Origin of the sequence: Aquimarina acroporae (genome assembly GCF_023195925.1) — a bacterium.
Taxonomy (GTDB): domain Bacteria; phylum Bacteroidota; class Bacteroidia; order Flavobacteriales; family Flavobacteriaceae; genus Aquimarina; species Aquimarina acroporae.
This window is the reverse complement of the sequence record NZ_JALPRE010000001.1, coordinates 361,522-377,929: the sequence shown is the minus strand read 5'-3', so window position 1 is coordinate 377,929 and position 16,408 is coordinate 361,522. Positions and strand designations below refer to the sequence as shown.

Here is a 16,408-nt window from a genome sequence, read left to right as displayed (position 1 = left end):
AAAATTGTTGTAGTTGAATATAGAAAATCTTCATATATAGTTTTAGGCTAGCTTAATTTTTATTGAATTTCTTTGTCAAGCAAAGGGTTTATAAAAAAAGTAGGTTGTAAACCTTTAAGATCTAGCTCTATATTTTCTAATTCATCATTAGATTCGCTATCAGTTTCATATTGTTCTTGTTGATAATAGACTAATTTCCATTCCTCATCATGATATTCTAGAGATGTAAGGTTTTCGATCCAATCTCCGGAGTTGAGATAGATACAAGAACCATTTTTATCTTTATATTCTCGCATTTGTGGTTGATGAATATGTCCACAAACAACAAATTCATAGCTATTTTTTACCGCGAGTTCGGCTGCAACATCTTCGAAGTCATTAATGTATTTTACAGCTTTTTTTACACTGTTCTTTATTTTTTTTGATAATGAGAATTTTTCTTTACCCAGTTTTACCAAAAACCAATTAATAAACTGATTCAATAAGATGAGCATATCATATCCCCAGCCGCCAAGTTTGGCTAACCATTTTGCATTTTGAATAGAGGTGTCAAAAATATCACCATGAAAAAACCAAGCTTTTTTTCCGTCGAGTTCCAAAACCAATTTGTCTACCAATTTAAAATTACCCATTTCGGTATCACTAAATTTGCGCAGCATCTCATCATGGTTCCCTGTGATGTATACAACTTCGGTGCCTTTGGATGCAAAGGAGATTATTTTCTTGATCACCTTAAGATGCGGCTTGGGGAAGTAACGTTTCCTAAATTGCCAAATATCAATAATATCTCCATTAAGAATAAGCGTTTTGGGCTTAATACTGTTTAAATAGTTTAGAAGTTCTTTGGCATGACATCCATAAGTGCCAAGATGCACATCAGAAATAACAACAAGATCGACAGTACGTTTTTTCATAAAACAGGACTTATTCCTGCAAATAAAACATTCTCGAGTTAAAGTATAATTAACTAATTATAAGCAGATTGTTATGTGTGATTAAAGATTTTTACTCAGTATTACCAAAACATTATGCAAAAATTATTATCAAAAAGTTTTGAACATTATCGAGATACAATTTAATTTTAGGAAATACGTCTATATTCTTGGTATCTAGACCTCTTAATTAGAGAGTAATTGGATATATAAGTAAGAATAATACACTACTTTAGAATAGCAAATGAGTTCAAAACCAGTTTATGTAGTATTTGGAGTTTCAGGAAGTGGAAAGTCTACCGTTGGAAAAGCTCTATCTGAGAAACTGGAGATCCCTTTTTATGATGCCGATGATTTTCATCCCAGATCCAATGTTGAAAAAATGGCAAATGGAATGGCGCTTAATGATGAAGATAGAGAGCCTTGGTTACAGAATTTATCTAAGAATATAGAACAATGGAGTAAAGATGGAGGAGGAGTATTGGCATGCTCTGCGTTAAAAGTTGTCTATAGGAAAAAATTGGAGTCTTCGTTGTACGGAGGCGTAGAATGGATTTTTTTGGAAGGAAGCTATGATTTGATTTTTAATCGATTAACCTCTAGAGAAGCACATTTTTTTCCAAAAGAGTTGTTAGATTCTCAATTCGAAACGTTGGAAACATGGGAAAGAGGAATCACTATAGGTATTGATCAAGGAATATCTAATATTATTAATGAAATTGAATTAAAACTAAAAATGCAAAAATCTCAAATTGGAGTTGTTGGTTTAGGAGTAATGGGTAAAAGTTTAGCGAAGAATATGCTATCTAAAAAGTTCTCTGTCTCAGTTTATAATAGACATGTAGAAGGAAAGGAAGTAGATATTGCAAAAAAATTTGCTACCAATAATTCATATGTACCTAAAGGGTTTGATGATATGAGCTTATTTGTAAACTCTCTTCAGACGCCTAAAGTAATTTTGCTTATGGTTAATGCAGGAAAAGCGGTTGATTTGGTGATTGAAGAGTTGTTACCCCTTTTGGAAAAAGGCGATTGCATTATTGATGGTGGAAATTCGCATTTTAAAGACACTATCCGAAGAGAGAAACAATTAACTGATAAAGGAATTTCTTTTATTGGAGCAGGAGTATCTGGAGGAGAGGAAGGGGCCTTATTAGGTCCTTCAATCATGCCAGGAGGAACTGAAGAAGGATACCAAAATTGTAAAGAATTTCTTGAAGCTATTGCTGCCAAAGATAATTCTGGAAATGCTTGTTGTAATTATATAGGCCCAAATGGATCTGGACATTTTGTCAAAATGATCCATAATGGTATTGAGTATGCCGAAATGCAGTTAATAGCAGAAATTTACCATATGTTGAGATACTACATTGGAAAGACTCCCGATGAGATTTCAGAAATTTTTAATGTATGGCGAAAACAACAAAAAGATAGCTATCTTTTAGAGATTACCGCGAATATTCTTTTGAAAAAAGAAGGGGATCAGTATTTGATCGATAAGGTGTTAGATAAAGCTGGTCAAAAAGGTACAGGTGGCTGGTCTACGGTGGCAGCTCTAGAATTAGGAACACCGCTTTCTACTATTTCTGAAGCGGTAATGGCGAGATGCCTATCGGCAAAAAAAGACGAACGTGTAGAGGCTTCAAAAGTCTATCAAATTACTTCTTCAAATACGATTAACGATGATCTTTTTTTAGAAGAGTTAGAAAAAGCATTTTATTTCGGCAGTATCGTCAATCATGCTATTGGATTCGATGTTTTAAAACAAGCATCTTCTGATTATAACTGGAATCTTAATTTTTCTGAAGTAGCTAGAGTCTGGACCAAAGGATGCATCATACGAAGTGATCTAATGGAAAAAATAGTGACACTTTTTGGAAATAGAAATGATAAACCTTTACTAATGTTTTCAGAAATCGTACAGATTCTTAATAATGACTTAGATGCTTTAGTAAACGTGGTATCTAAATCACTAAAGATGAAATGCCCACTACCAATATTATCTGCTTCTACGAATTATTTTTTGAACTATACTTCTGCACAAATGTCGGCCAATATTATTCAGGCTCAACGTGATTACTTTGGTGCACATACGTATCAAAGAAATGATAAAGCGTTTGGAGAACATTTTCATACAGACTGGAAAAAACTATAATTTATGGATTATCAATTACTCGTTGCGGTTGTTATTGGGGTCTCTGCTCTATTGTTTATGATTCTACAGTTAAGAATGCAAGCATTTATTGCACTATTAATTGTTTGCATTTTGGTTGGAGTATTAGTAGGATTATCTCCAGATATTATATTTAATAGTATTAAAAAGGGGATGGGAAATACCCTTGGTTTTGTAGCCACCGTAATAGGTCTGGGGGCTCTTTTTGGAGGAATATTAGAAAATTCCGGCGGAGCCCATGGTTTAGCTACCTATCTTTTAAAATTATTCGGAGAAAAAAATGCTTCATGGGCACTTATGGCTACTGGTTTTATTGTAGCGATTCCGGTTTTTTTTGATGTTGCATTTATCATTTTGATTCCTTTGGTATATGCTATTGCCAGAAGAACTGGTAAGTCATTGTTACTATATGCTATTCCATTATTGGCAGGATTAGCAATTACGCATAGTTTTATTCCGCCTACTCCTGGACCAATAGCTGTAGCAGATATATTAGGTGCAAATCTAGGTTGGGTGATTATTTTTGGATTTATCGTTGGTATTCCTTCGGCTATAATTGGCGGGCCATTGTTTGCGAAATATATTGCAAACAAAATAGAAGTATCTATTCCCGAAATTGTAGAGGAAGGAAGAGAGGTTAGTCAACCTCCAAACCCTATTACAATTCTCGCAATTATTGCTCTACCCATTTTTCTTATCGTTGTAAAAACAGTGTTATTTGGTAAATGGTTTAGTGATTTAACACTTCCAAAGGGACTGGTGTACACTATTTCTTTGCTAGGACATCCTTTTACTGCACTTATCATTGCTAATCTTATTGCTTGGTATGTATTAGGGATTCAAAGAGGAGTTAGTCGAGATGATCTTTTAAAACTGTCTACAAAGTCGTTTAAACCCGCTGGAGCCATCATTCTATTAACAGGTGCAGGAGGTGCTTTTAAACAAATATTGGTAGATACAAAAGTAGGAGAATTATTGGCTTCAACTTTACAAGATGCTGCTATCCACCCTTTACTATTTGCGTTTATCATAGCTGCTTTGATAAGAGTATTACAAGGTTCTGCAACCACTGCTATGATAGCAAGTGCGGGAATAATGTCCCCAGTCATTCTTTCTGGAAATTTTGGAGCACCTCAAATTGCATTAATGGTAATTGCTATAGCCTCTGGTTCAACCATTCTTTCTCATGTTAACGATAGTGGATTTTGGTTAGTGGGTCAATATTTGGGTTTGACTGAAAAACAGACATTTCGATCATGGACTGTGATGACCACACTTATTGCTCTTATCGGAATAATTACTTCGTTGGTATTGTGGTATGTTTTCTAGAATGATATTTTATCTTCTAGGATATCAACTCAAAATCGAGTTTATCGAACTCTTTCCCATTGATGATTAGAGATACCTGATGGCGACCAGTGTGCAGTTTACGAGTGGTTATTATTTTGAAAGGTTGTTTTCTCCGGATCTCTGTAGTAGAGTTACCATTATATACTTTTTCACTTATTTTAAAAACTTTGCGAGATAAACTCTTATTGGCTTTCATAAAATAGATTCCATACTCCAGCCTAACTTTGATATCCTTTGGAGACGTGTTGGTTATGCTGAAACCAAAATCTAAGGAACTTCCGATTTTTACCTTTGGTGTGTGAATGTGAAAATCTGATAATTTAATAGCTTTGATTGAACCAAAACCAAATAATTTCATTATTTCAAGATTTCCTTCTTTTAAAAGGGTTCTGCTGGCATGACGAACAAGCCAGTCGGTTTCTTTAGATATTCCTTTCCATTTTTTAATAAGTGTTATTGCAATATTAGGATGATCTTTGGAAATATCATTTACATGATTTGCAACACTTCTTCTTACAATTTCTGAGCTGTCTTTCTTTAAGTTTTCTAGAATAGGAAGTAATACACTAGGATCTTTTTTTAAATACGGAACACCCATGGCCCAGGGCAATCTTGGTCTTGTGCCTTCAGAAGCAAGACGACGAACCATAAGATGAGGATGTGTAGACCATTGCAGTAATTGTGAAAGCATTTTGTCTGGGTATTTCAAAAGAAACGGACGAACAGCAAATTCGCAACTTGTGAATTTTGTAATCTCTTCCATGGCTTTGATTGAGATTTCGTACTGATCCAATCCATTCTTTTCAATATAATCGGGTAGAAACATATATTCAAAAGACATGCTTTCTTCTGAGTGTTTAAGTCGGTTAGCCAGTTTTACCAGAATACCTGTAGCAGTTTGATAATCTTTAGGTAAATGGATATATAGTATTTGAGCGATATGGTACATTCGTTCTTTTAGCTCTTTGTCATTCCATGTATTGGCATATATGTCTGCTATAAATTGAGAAGAATTTAAAGAGGGATATACAGCTCTTAAATGCTTCGTAAAACTTTCAAAGAAAGAAGCGTTATATACATTTTTTAATGGTTCTGGCATGAGGTGGTTTTTTATTTTATTTCAAAATTAAATTAGGAGTATGACAACCATATGTCAGGAGTGATTTTTAACAGAAGAAAAAAGTGAAAAATTTATTGACAGATCTTCAAAAATTATGTTTGTGTAAAAAAAACACTTTGATATTTTGTATTGATTCAATTTTCTATGAATAAATTGTCTTTTTTATGTCATATTACTAGTACGTTTTTAGAGATTAACAATTACATTTGTTGAAAATTTTAAGTGTATGGCAGGAAATACATTCGGAAACCTTTTTAAACTTACCACTTTTGGAGAATCTCATGGTGTAGCTATAGGAGGAATCATTGATGGTTGCCCTTCTGGAGTTGAATTGGATCTAGAGGCTATTCAACAGGAATTAGATCGAAGAAAACCAGGACAATCTGCAATTGTAACACAACGTAAAGAGCCTGATACTGTGGAGTTTTATTCGGGTATTTTTGAAGGGGTTACTACAGGAACTCCGATCGGATTTGTAATTAAAAATGCCAATCAAAAGTCTAAAGATTATTCTCATATTAAGGACTCTTATCGACCTTCGCATGCAGACTATACCTATGATCAAAAGTATGGAATAAGAGATTATAGAGGAGGAGGACGATCTTCTGCAAGAGAAACAGCAAGCAGAGTAGTGGCCGGTGCCATTGCTAAACAAGTTCTCCCTGGCATAAAAATTAATGCTTATGTAAGTGGAGTTGGAACTCTTAAGTTAGAAAAAAGCCATACCGAATTAGACCTTTCTCTTACCGAGAGTAATATTGTTCGATGCCCAGATCCTGAAATGGCAAATGAGATGGAGCAATATATAAAGCAAATACGAAAAGAAGGTGATACTGTTGGAGGTATTGTAAGTTGTGCTATATCTGGTATGCCTGTTGGACTTGGAGAACCTGTATTTGATAAATTACATGCAGAATTGGGTAAAGCTATGCTTTCCATAAATGCGGTAAAAGGTTTTGAATACGGAAGTGGTTTTGATGGAGCTACCAGAAAAGGAAGTGAACATAATGATTTGTTTAATACCGATGGTACCACCAAAACAAATCTATCTGGAGGAATTCAAGGAGGAATCTCTAACGGAATGGATGTTTATTTTAATGTTGCATTTAAACCGGTTGCAACAATTATGCAGGATCAGGAAACTATCGATAAAGAAGGTAAGATTGTGACCATGCAGGGAAAAGGAAGACATGACCCTTGTGTAGTGCCCAGAGCTGTTCCTATAGTTGAAGCCATGGCAGCCTTAGTATTGGTTGATTATTGGTTACTAAACAGAACAATAAAAAAATAAATAATAAACATAGATTTTAATTACGGTAATCTTAATAAGGTTACCGTTTTTTTGTATTTAATTCATATATTCGACGCTCTTTTACAAATTACTCTTATGAAAAAACTTGCGCTGCACTGGAAGATTATGATTGGGATGCTACTAGGGATAGTATTCGGTTTCATAATGACCACCGTATCATGGGGAAAAGGATTCACCGGAGACTGGATTGCTCCTTTGGGAACTATATTTGTGAATCTCCTAAAGTTGATTGCGGTTCCACTTATTTTAGCATCATTAATTAAAGGAATTTCAGATCTAAAAGATATTTCTAAGTTTAAAACGATTGGAGGGAGGACTATAGTGATCTATATAATTACCACTGTGGTTGCGATTACGATAGGGTTACTAATTGTTAATGTTGCAAAACCTGGAGAGGGTATTACAGCAGAGACGATTGAAAAATTAACTACAGAATATGCTGGGAATTCGAAAATTTCTGAACGTATAGCCGAAGCCGGTAGACAAAAAGAAAGTGGTCCTTTACAATTTATTATTGATATGGTTCCACAAAATGCTGTGGCAGCCATGAGCAACAATAAGTTAATGCTTCAGGTTATTTTCTTTGCAATTTTTCTGGGAATAAGTATGTTATTGGTAAAAGAAGAACAATCAGATCCTTTGAAGAAATTTTTTGATAGTTTAAATGAGGTCGTTTTAAAAATGGTTGATCTCATTATGCTTTCTGCTCCGTATGCAGTTTTTGCATTATTGGCAAATGTAGTGGTCACATCAGATGATCCTGATATTTTGTTAGCATTATTAAAGTATGCTGGGGTAGTACTTTTCGGTTTACTATTAATGATAATTTTCTACTGTATTTTAGTGTCTATCATAACTAAAAAATCTCCCTTTTGGTTTTTGAAACAAATAAGCCCGGCACAATTGTTAGCTTTTTCAACCAGTTCTAGTGCTGCAACATTACCAGTTACTATGGAAAGGGTAGAAGAACACATTGGCGTTGATAAAGAAGTATCAAGTTTTGTTCTTCCCGTTGGTGCAACTATAAATATGGATGGTACTAGTTTGTACCAAGCTGTAGCTTCCGTCTTTATTATGCAGGTGTTATGGCCAGAAGGACTCACGTTTAGCAATCAGATTACTATTGTACTTACGGCATTATTAGCATCTATTGGTTCTGCTGCTGTACCTGGTGCAGGAATGGTAATGTTAGTGATTGTTTTGGAGGCTATCGGTTTCCCTTCAGATAAACTACCAATTGGGTTAGCATTAATTTTTGCGGTCGACAGACCTTTGGATATGTTGAGAACTACTATAAACGTAACAGGAGATGCTACAGTGTCTATGATCGTTGCTAAATCTGTAGGAAAACTTGGAGAGCCCCATGTAAAAGATTGGGACGATAATTATCAAGCAGAGTAGGTAATTATTTTATTTTCCAGTTTTTTAGCAATTCAAACAATACAGGGTATTCAGGTTCTCGTTCAGGATTCCAGATCATAGTAAGTTGTGCTTTTTGTTTAATATTATGAAGCTCGATGCTCTTTATAGGAAATTCATGACCGTGCAATGAAGATATCGGTTCTATTGAAATTCCTAATCCGGCTTCGACCAATCTAAAACTTGTACTTGCAGAATCGGTTTCATGCACGACCTTGGGGTTAAAACCTGCTTCTATACAAATAGATTCTAATAGATGTACATAATTTGGACCATCAGAGACAGAAGGAAAAATAAATTCGTCTTTAGAAAATATTGAAAAATCTGTATAGTTATCTATGTCGACAGGGTGCTTCTCTGGAAGTAAAACCACAAAATTATCTACGTGTAATACTTTGCTATTCAAACTAAACGGGACTATGGGATTAGTAGCAAAACCAATATCTAATTCGTTTTGTTGGAGGGCCATATACTGGTCTCGGTTATTCATCTCTCTTAGAATAGTTTTAATCCCTGGAATTTGATAATTAATACTTTTTAAAATATCTGGTAATATCGTTTGCATGATAGAATGTGTAAAGCCTATTCTTATCTCTCCAACATCTCCATTATGAATATGGGCGGTTTGTGTTATCATTCTTTCAGCCTGAGCTATGAGTTTTTTCGACTCCTTTACAAAATGGTCTCCAGCAGCTGTAAGTTGAACATTACGCTTATCTCTTTTAAAAAGAGTAGCTCCAATCTGTTCTTCTAGCTGTTTTATTTGTCTACTTAACGCAGGCTGGACAATATTTAATTCTTCTGAAGCACGGGTGAAGTTCAGTTTTTCGGAGAGAACAATAAGATTCTTTAAAGTTTGAATATTCATTAATGCTTTTTTGTTATTAATTTATTAAAAATAAGTATTTTTTATTATAATTAATACTGTTTAGATTTGTAGTGAATAATTGATGTATACTATAGATGAAAGAGTCAACAGTGAATAAAAATGTACTAAAAAGTGCCTATGATCCTTCTAGTTTTAGAGAAATTGGGCATGCGCTAGTAGATTTACTTTCTGATCATTTGGAAAATGTACAGGAGGATAGAAGCCAGGTAGTATTACCATATAAAAAGCCAGAAGATGTATTAGCATTTTGGAAGAATGACTACACATCTTCTCAAACTGGAGTGATAGAAACGTTTAAAGCTATTTTGGAACAATCTATACATGTACATCACCCAAGATATATTGGGCATCAGGTCGCTGTACCTGCTCCAATAGCGGGTTTAGCAGGACTTATGTCAGATTTCTTAAGCAACGGAACTGGAGTATATGAAATGGGAATGGCAGCCAATGCCATTGAAAAAATTGTAACCGATCTAGTGTGTAAAAGGATTGGATATTCGAATAAAGAAAGTTCTGGAATATTAACTTCAGGAGGAAGTCTGGCAAACTTAACGGCACTATTGTCTGCCCGAAAGGCAAAAGCTCCAACTTCGGTTTGGGATCATGGGCATCAGGAAAAATTGGCTGTAATGGTTTCAGAAGAGGCACATTACTGTATAGATCGAGCAGCAAGAGTACTGGGATTAGGAAATGAAGGAATCATAAAAGTTCCTGCCAATGAAAACTTTGCTATAGATATTAATTCCTTGAATACTTCACTTGATAAAGCAAAAGCTAAAGGATATCATGTCATTGCAATAATTGGTTGTGCATGCTCTACAGCAACAGGTAGCTATGATGATCTTAATGCGCTTGCAGATTTTGCTGAACAAAATAAGCTATGGTTTCATGTAGATGGAGCTCATGGTGGCGCAGTCATATTTTCAGAAAAATACAAGCATTTGGTAGATGGTATATCAAGAGCAGATTCGGTGGTGATCGATTTTCATAAAATGTTAATGACACCCGCATTAACCACAGGGTTATTTTTTAAGAGATCAGAAGACTCCTATAAAACATTTGAACAAAAAGCACAATATTTGTGGGATACGCAACATACAAAAGAATGGTATAACTCCGGAAAAAGAACTTTTGAATGTACTAAGTTGATGATGTCTATCAAAGTCTATAGTATTCTTAAAACATACGGCGAAGAAATATTTGAACAAAATGTAAATACATTATATGACCTGGCAACTGTTTTTTCTAAAATGATAGCAGATAGAAACAATTTTGAGTTATTACAGGATCCAGAGGCCAATATCGTGAACTTCAGGTATCTCTCAAATCAAGAAACAGATAGTAGTAGACTTAATGGATTGATTAGGCAAAAGTTAATAGAATCTGGTAAGTTTTACATCGTACAGACTACCATTGCTGGGAAAAAATATCTAAGAACTACAATAATGAATCAGCTAACCACAAAAGAGGATTTAGAAGTTTTGTTAGATGAGATAGAAGAGCTAGGAACACTTTTACTCGATTAAGTCTCAGTTTTTAACAATTTTTAACGCAACGAACACTAAAAGTGCTTCATCTACAGTTATATAGGTATAACCAATAGACCAAAAATATATAACAATGAAACGCTTTACTTTTATAATACTTTTGTTAATGGTTGCAGTAGGGTGCAGTGGGGATGACGATACCAGTGATGATAACGAAACCACCTTATTAGGACTTGATGGAAAATGGAATATGAGCAATGTATCAGGAGGGTTTCTTGGTGTAGATCATGATTTTCAAGATGGATTGATAACTTGGGAGTTTAATGAATCTGCCAAAAAAGTAATTATTGTCAATAGCAATACAGACACCACTATCGAAGACTCCTTACCATCAGACACTTATGATTATACTGTGGTTGAGTTTTTAAGTAATCTAGAGATTACTATTGGCAATAAAAACTTAGGAAACCTTGAAATCACTTCTAATAGTTTCACTATAAGTGAACCTTTTAAAGATGGTTTTCAGTTTACATTTACTCGCTAGAGATTAATTCTCTTGTTTTTTGGATATCTCACTTGGTACGAAAACTGTTTTTCGGTTTTTTGATTCGCTAATAGCTCTATATTCCAGGTCATAATACCAGTTTTTTGATCGTACTTAGCATCCTTTGTGTCAATATTATCTAGTTTTATCTCTTTGTTTTGTGAAACAGGGATCCTGTCTTTTAGCGTTATAGAAACTGGATTTTGTTTATTGTTCTTAAGACTTATTTTATATTCACGATTACTAATTCTATTACTGCCGGTAAAAGATTTACTTTTATAGTTATTAAGTTGTTCTCTTTCGACAATGATATTCGGATCTATACCCAGAGAAATAGTAAGACTATCAGTAGTAGAGAGAGGATCTATATTTGTTTTACCGGCATAACTTCCTTCGAAATATATATTGGCTTCTCCAGCTAGTAAATTAAACTTCTCCCAATTTCCCAGCTTTGCCGTGAGAAATACATTTTCATTCAGTTCTGGAGCTACATAATGTTTGTATTGGGCATCTAGTTCAAAATTATCGATTTCAATGCTGGTGACGTCTGCATTAGATTTTATCGTGTATTTCTTTTTAATTCTGAATTTCGTATTCGTGATGCCTTCTTCTTTATTTTCTACCACCTGGTTATATTCTTTTCTCTCTTTTTTTCTAGAAGAATAGGAGGGTGGGCTATTTTTGAAACGTGAAGAAGAAGAAGAACCATACCCAACAACTACTACCTCCTCTAAAGAAGAACTGGCTGGTTCCATATTAATATTCATTACTGAAGAATATATAGGAAGTGATTCAGATGTGAATCCGATGTATGAAAACGATAGTGCATTACCATTAGTAATGGCCAAATTGTATCGCCCGTCGAAATCGGTTTGTGTACCGTTAGAAGTACCTGTTTCTATAATATTTACTCCAGGTAAAGGTTGACCATTTTGGTCATTTACAATTCCAGAAACTACTTGTACAGTAGGGTTATATTTATAAGAATATCGGTTCACTGCTGTACTAGGATTATAATTCCTGTAGGTGAAGTTGAGATACTTTGTATTTAAAACCGGTTTAATAGTATTTACTGTGGGATCACCAGTAGATAGAATAATATTAGCATCTGTCCAATCGGTTCCTGTTTGTTGATATACATTGGCTTTGTAAGCTATAGCAATGGGCTTTTGTGTGTTTTGTGATTTAATATCGTATAAAGGAAACCATCCTGCTTTGGTGACATTATACTTAATCTCAAGAACTAGGTTCGTAGCCAATGCTGAATCAAGTTTTAAACTAATCACTCCTCTTTCTTCTTTAGTGTCATCATCTAATTTGTCAATTTCCTTAGAAACATTTGTGATCTGTTCTGTAATGTTATCTATTTCTACCGTGAGGGTATACGTTCTGTCTTGTATTTGGGTAGCTCTTTCTCTGTAATACGTAGAAATTTGTTTTATTCTCTCTAAGGATAATGATTCTGTGTTGCTAGAAATACGCTGATTGTTATCTAAAAGCTTCTTTTCTTGCCCTAAACCCGATAAAATGTTTTCCAATTTGTTTTTTTGAAATAGTAGAGAGTCTAGTCTATGATGAAGTATTTCTAAATCTTTGGATTGTTTTTTCTTATCAAGATAATCGATGTTAAAGTTGATTGAAAGGATAGAGGTCTTTTTTAGTCCAGATATCTGAATACTGTTTTTCTCTATATTCGGAGATAAGTGAGATAAGACAATCTCATTTGTTCCCGGTTTTAAATTTACCCGTGCAGATCTTTTTATTTGCGCCCCGCTTAGATAAATAGTTACTTCGTCAATAGTGCTATCGATCTTTTTTTCAGAATCGGCATATCCCAAAAAAGAAATCAGAATGAGGAATGCTAAAGTATATGTTTTCATAGGATTTTGGTTTTGTTATACCTCTAATGTACATATGGGTAAGACTATGAAAAACCGCTATTGAGTAAAGTACGCTGTTGGGTGAGTAAACAGGTGTTTTGATTTAAAAAGAGTGATATCTGTAAAAAAGGGGGGATTTTCCCCTGGTCATTTCTAGGCAATGTCCCCTTACGTGGTATACATACAAATCCTACTTTTGAACCATCACTTTTATCACACTAATAAACAAAAACACTCATGAAAAGGCTTTTACTACCCTTAGCGCTCATTTCATTTTCGGTAATAAGTTTAAGTATTGTCCATATTGATAACATTAACAAGCTGGATACACATTCTAATGAACTTCGAAAGAAAGTAGACACCGAATTAAACACAAATAGTACTATAGAAAGAAGAACTACCTTAAGTGCTCCAGAAACCAAGTGAACAGAAGTTAGAGATTCAATATCAACAGTAAATTGATACATTTTAATAGGTTGAAACAATTTGAGAAGTTGCTTATACGAATTCTAGTTCAATAGCTACGAATTCTAAAACAGTTCTGAAAGACAAGAAGATAACACTACTTTTATCCCGTAAAAAAAGTAAGGTCTTTTTTTGTTCCAAATCGTTTTAAAGCCCAAAATAAAATGAAAAGGTTACTATTACCGATAACACTTATATGTTTTACTGTTCTATGTCTATTGTTTATTCATATTGATAATATAGGCAAACTAGATCAGGAAAAGATAGCATTAGATAAGCAGAATACTAAAAACTACACAGAAAAGGTACAGTAGGTTATTTTAGATCAGCGTACCTCCTGATCAATAAATAGTGCCTTCAGTTTTGGGGTAGGTATCATACAACTCTCGGTTTTCCCAAACCATCGATATCTATTTCTTGCGATAATATCGTAAACCCAATCTCTAATAAGTTTAGGAAATACAAGAAACACCGCAAAAGCAGGATATACCCCTGTAAGATGCTTTGCTATTTTAAGAGCGGCTGTAGATTTGTGATAATAGGCAACACCGGGATCGATAAGTAAAATAGAATCGATTTTGGAGGTATCAATGTTTCTTTCCTCTATTAATTTTCTACCAACATCACTTTGTAGAGAAGCATATCTAAATATATCATTCTTATCATGCTTAATGATAAAATTTATAGCCCCGTTACAAAGATTACAAACCCCATCAAACAAAATGATTTTTTTCCCTTTCTCAATCATATTACAAAGATACAACTAAAAAAATACAAGGTTTTAGTTTTAATATGGCTTTAAGAATTACTTTACAATTACCGAATCCACAACTTGTTGAGTGGTGATTTGTAAGTTTTTGGGTAATTTATTGTCTTTAGGGAGTACTGCTAGATAGCGGTCATTATTAGAATCGTATACTTGTTTAAAAATAGGATCTTCTAGTTGAAGTATTTCACAGATTTCTTTGATAAGATCAAAATGATAAGATAAATCATTACTCCCTAAGTGAAATACACCTTTTTTGCTTCTATTGATAATATAATGTATCTGTTGTGAAAGCTTAGATATGGTAGTGGCGTTAATAATTACATTAGGAAATACTTCAATGGGAGCTTTCAAGTCATGCAACGTCTTTATTTCTTGTACCCGCGGAGTGGTTGCTCCAAATATCATAGGTACTCTTGCAATTACATACTTATGTGTAGGAAGACGTAATAAAGCGTTTTCAATTTTTATTTTAAACCTTCCATATACGCTATAACTAAGAGTTTTATCATACTCATAGGAAGGGTAGTTGCTAAATGAATCGAATACATTAGCGCTAGACATAAAAATTAATTTACACTTATGGGTTTTGATCCAATTGATAATTCGTTGATGAGCATCGAGCTGAGAATTGAAATTCCCTCGAATGGCAGATATAATGATTGTGGGTTTGAGATTATCTAATAATATAGAAATATCTTCTAATTCCATATCATACTGAAAGAACTTCTGATTCTTCTCAAAAAAAGCATTATCGGTACAATAAGTGCCATAGGTATCATAATAGGAATTTAACTCCCTGTAAAGGGCGTTTCCTATAAAACCACTAGCTCCTATGATGAGAATCTTTTTCAAATCTTTCCTATAAAAAATAAGTTTCAAACATTACAGATGTAATCTTGAAACTTAATTAGTCTATTTTTTATTGTAAAACTATCCTTTATAAAAAGGTAATTTTACTACCGTAGCCGGAATAGCCTTTTTTCTAACCTGGATATGAATCTTACTACCAGGAGTAGAAAATACTTGAGGAACATATCCTAATCCGATTCCCTTATTCAAAGAAGGAGACATGGTTCCAGAAGTTACGATTCCTATTTTATGCCCGTTTCCATCAACAATATCATAATCATGTCTTGGTATACCTCTATCATCAAGTTCGAAACCAACTAATTTACGTTCAGCCCCTTTTTCTTTCTCCTTAGCCAAGGCTTCTGCATTAACAAAATCCTTAGAGAATTTTGTGATCCAACCTAAACCAGCTTCTATTGGGGAGGTAGTGTCATTAATATCATTTCCGTATAGGCAATACCCCATTTCTAAACGTAAGGTATCTCTAGCAGCCAGTCCAATCGGTTTGATTCCGAAATCCTCTCCAGCTTCTAACACTTTATCCCAAACCTGTTTTACTTCAGAGTTTTTACAATAAATCTCGAACCCACCACTTCCGGTATATCCTGTAGCAGAAATTATTACATGTTCAATACCTGCAAAATCTGCAACTTCAAAAGTATAAAACTTCATGGCCTCAAGATCAACAGAGGTAAGAGATTGCATTGCTTTTGCCGCTTTTGGTCCTTGAATTGCTAATAATGAATACTCCTCAGATAAATCTTTCATTTCGGCATTCATAGTATTATGACTGCTAATCCACTCCCAATCTTTTTCAATATTCGAAGCGTTTACTACAAGTAAGTACTTTTCATCAGCAATCTTGTATACGATTAAATCATCTACTATACCTCCTTTATCGTTTGGGAGGCAGCTGTATTGCGCTTTGCCATCTACTAGTTTTGATGCATCGTTTGAGGTTACTTTTTGTATAAGGTCAAGAGCATTTGGACCAGTAATCAAAAATTCACCCATATGCGAAACATCAAAAACACCAACATCGTTTCGAACGGTTTCATGTTCAATATTTACACCTTCATAAGATACCGGCATATTATATCCTGCAAAAGGAACCATTTTTGCTCCCAATGCCACGTGAGTTTCTGTCAAAGCAGTGTTTTTCATTGTGCAAGTTGTTATTTAATTGAGGCCGAAAGTAAAAAACTTTATGCTGGTACAC

Annotated in this window: 14 protein-coding genes; 7 read left to right on the top strand and 7 right to left on the bottom strand. The window is 34.2% G+C overall.

What is annotated here, in order from left to right; all coding sequences use genetic code 11:
- Nucleotides 1-59: 59 nt before the first annotated feature.
- Entirely contained in the window at nt 60-914 is an 855-nt protein-coding gene (locus M0D21_RS01875; RefSeq protein ID WP_248325966.1) for a UDP-2,3-diacylglucosamine diphosphatase, read from the bottom strand.
- A gap of 262 nt (nt 915-1,176) precedes the next feature.
- Between M0D21_RS01875 and gndA the strand changes: the two genes are divergently transcribed.
- Both gndA and M0D21_RS01865 read left to right on the top strand, forming a co-directional pair.
- Nucleotides 1,177-3,087 carry an NADP-dependent phosphogluconate dehydrogenase gene (gene gndA, locus M0D21_RS01870; RefSeq protein ID WP_248325965.1) on the top strand — a complete coding sequence of 637 codons (1,911 nt, stop codon included), beginning with the start codon at nt 1,177-1,179 and terminating at the stop codon, nt 3,085-3,087.
- A gap of 3 nt (nt 3,088-3,090) precedes the next feature.
- Nucleotides 3,091-4,434 carry a GntP family permease gene (locus tag M0D21_RS01865; protein WP_248325964.1) on the top strand — a complete coding sequence of 448 codons (1,344 nt, stop codon included), beginning with the start codon at nt 3,091-3,093 and terminating at the stop codon, nt 4,432-4,434.
- Between the two features lie 16 nt (nt 4,435-4,450).
- Here M0D21_RS01865 and M0D21_RS01860 read toward each other — a convergent pair whose 3' ends face one another.
- Nucleotides 4,451-5,554 carry a DNA alkylation repair protein gene (locus M0D21_RS01860; protein ID WP_248325963.1) on the bottom strand — a complete coding sequence of 368 codons (1,104 nt, stop codon included), beginning with the start codon at nt 5,552-5,554 and terminating at the stop codon, nt 4,451-4,453.
- A gap of 247 nt (nt 5,555-5,801) precedes the next feature.
- Between M0D21_RS01860 and aroC the strand changes: the two genes are divergently transcribed.
- Together aroC and M0D21_RS01850 are read left to right on the top strand one after the other, a co-directional pair.
- Nucleotides 5,802-6,866 (top strand): chorismate synthase, encoded by a 1,065-nt coding sequence (gene aroC, locus M0D21_RS01855; protein ID WP_248325962.1) that lies wholly within the window; start codon nt 5,802-5,804, stop codon nt 6,864-6,866.
- A gap of 96 nt (nt 6,867-6,962) precedes the next feature.
- Nucleotides 6,963-8,288 carry a dicarboxylate/amino acid:cation symporter gene (locus M0D21_RS01850; RefSeq protein WP_248325957.1) on the top strand — a complete coding sequence of 442 codons (1,326 nt, stop codon included), beginning with the start codon at nt 6,963-6,965 and terminating at the stop codon, nt 8,286-8,288.
- A gap of 4 nt (nt 8,289-8,292) precedes the next feature.
- On the opposite strand, the gene M0D21_RS01845 is transcribed toward M0D21_RS01850, so the two are convergent.
- Nucleotides 8,293-9,174, bottom strand: a complete 882-nt coding sequence (locus M0D21_RS01845; protein WP_248325955.1) for a LysR family transcriptional regulator — start codon at nt 9,172-9,174, stop codon at nt 8,293-8,295.
- A gap of 95 nt (nt 9,175-9,269) precedes the next feature.
- Here M0D21_RS01845 and M0D21_RS01840 point away from each other — a divergent pair, with 95 nt between their 5' ends.
- Both M0D21_RS01840 and M0D21_RS01835 read left to right on the top strand, forming a co-directional pair.
- Entirely contained in the window at nt 9,270-10,721 is a 1,452-nt protein-coding gene (locus tag M0D21_RS01840; protein ID WP_248325953.1) for a pyridoxal phosphate-dependent decarboxylase family protein, read from the top strand.
- Between the two features lie 94 nt (nt 10,722-10,815).
- Nucleotides 10,816-11,226: a hypothetical protein gene (locus M0D21_RS01835; RefSeq protein ID WP_248325951.1), complete on the top strand. Its 411-nt coding sequence runs from the start codon at nt 10,816-10,818 to the stop codon at nt 11,224-11,226.
- Here M0D21_RS01835 and M0D21_RS01830 read toward each other — a convergent pair.
- Nucleotides 11,223-13,106, bottom strand: coding sequence for a DUF4139 domain-containing protein (locus tag M0D21_RS01830; RefSeq protein WP_248325950.1), 1,884 nt, complete (start codon nt 13,104-13,106; stop codon nt 11,223-11,225). The two genes, M0D21_RS01835 and M0D21_RS01830, sit on opposite strands and share 4 nt — an antisense overlap.
- 237 nt (nt 13,107-13,343) lie before the next feature.
- Here M0D21_RS01830 and M0D21_RS01825 point away from each other — a divergent pair, with 237 nt between their 5' ends.
- Nucleotides 13,344-13,532, top strand: coding sequence for a hypothetical protein (locus tag M0D21_RS01825; RefSeq protein WP_248325949.1), 189 nt, complete (start codon nt 13,344-13,346; stop codon nt 13,530-13,532).
- A 364-nt stretch (nt 13,533-13,896) separates the two neighbouring features.
- Here the strand turns inward: M0D21_RS01825 and M0D21_RS01820 are convergent, their stop codons facing one another.
- The 3 genes from M0D21_RS01820 to gcvT all read right to left on the bottom strand — a co-directional run bounded on the left by M0D21_RS01820 (nt 13,897) and on the right by gcvT (nt 16,353).
- Complete coding sequence (locus M0D21_RS01820; protein WP_248325948.1) at nt 13,897-14,319, bottom strand: thiol-disulfide oxidoreductase DCC family protein; 423 nt, start codon at nt 14,317-14,319, stop codon at nt 13,897-13,899.
- Between the two features lie 57 nt (nt 14,320-14,376).
- A complete protein-coding gene (locus M0D21_RS01815; RefSeq protein WP_248325947.1) occupies nt 14,377-15,192 on the bottom strand; it encodes a sugar nucleotide-binding protein in 816 nt (271 codons plus the stop codon).
- A 78-nt stretch (nt 15,193-15,270) separates the two neighbouring features.
- A complete protein-coding gene (gcvT, locus tag M0D21_RS01810; RefSeq protein ID WP_248325946.1) occupies nt 15,271-16,353 on the bottom strand; it encodes a glycine cleavage system aminomethyltransferase GcvT in 1,083 nt (360 codons plus the stop codon).
- Nucleotides 16,354-16,408 lie beyond the last annotated feature (55 nt).

What these genes read in the sequence shown, in the direction of transcription:
- M0D21_RS01875 (WP_248325966.1), bottom strand. Translation starts at nt 914, where the DNA reads ATGAAAAAACGTACTGTCGATCTTGTTGTTATTTCTGATGTGCATCTT.
- gndA (WP_248325965.1), top strand. Translation starts at nt 1,177, where the DNA reads ATGAGTTCAAAACCAGTTTATGTAGTATTTGGAGTTTCAGGAAGTGGA.
- M0D21_RS01865 (WP_248325964.1), top strand. Translation starts at nt 3,091, where the DNA reads ATGGATTATCAATTACTCGTTGCGGTTGTTATTGGGGTCTCTGCTCTA.
- M0D21_RS01860 (WP_248325963.1), bottom strand. Translation starts at nt 5,554, where the DNA reads ATGCCAGAACCATTAAAAAATGTATATAACGCTTCTTTCTTTGAAAGT.
- aroC (WP_248325962.1), top strand. Translation starts at nt 5,802, where the DNA reads ATGGCAGGAAATACATTCGGAAACCTTTTTAAACTTACCACTTTTGGA.
- M0D21_RS01850 (WP_248325957.1), top strand. Translation starts at nt 6,963, where the DNA reads ATGAAAAAACTTGCGCTGCACTGGAAGATTATGATTGGGATGCTACTA.
- M0D21_RS01845 (WP_248325955.1), bottom strand. Translation starts at nt 9,174, where the DNA reads ATGAATATTCAAACTTTAAAGAATCTTATTGTTCTCTCCGAAAAACTG.
- M0D21_RS01840 (WP_248325953.1), top strand. Translation starts at nt 9,270, where the DNA reads ATGAAAGAGTCAACAGTGAATAAAAATGTACTAAAAAGTGCCTATGAT.
- M0D21_RS01835 (WP_248325951.1), top strand. Translation starts at nt 10,816, where the DNA reads ATGAAACGCTTTACTTTTATAATACTTTTGTTAATGGTTGCAGTAGGG.
- M0D21_RS01830 (WP_248325950.1), bottom strand. Translation starts at nt 13,106, where the DNA reads ATGAAAACATATACTTTAGCATTCCTCATTCTGATTTCTTTTTTGGGA.
- M0D21_RS01825 (WP_248325949.1), top strand. Translation starts at nt 13,344, where the DNA reads ATGAAAAGGCTTTTACTACCCTTAGCGCTCATTTCATTTTCGGTAATA.
- M0D21_RS01820 (WP_248325948.1), bottom strand. Translation starts at nt 14,319, where the DNA reads ATGATTGAGAAAGGGAAAAAAATCATTTTGTTTGATGGGGTTTGTAAT.
- gcvT (WP_248325946.1), bottom strand. Translation starts at nt 16,353, where the DNA reads ATGAAAAACACTGCTTTGACAGAAACTCACGTGGCATTGGGAGCAAAA.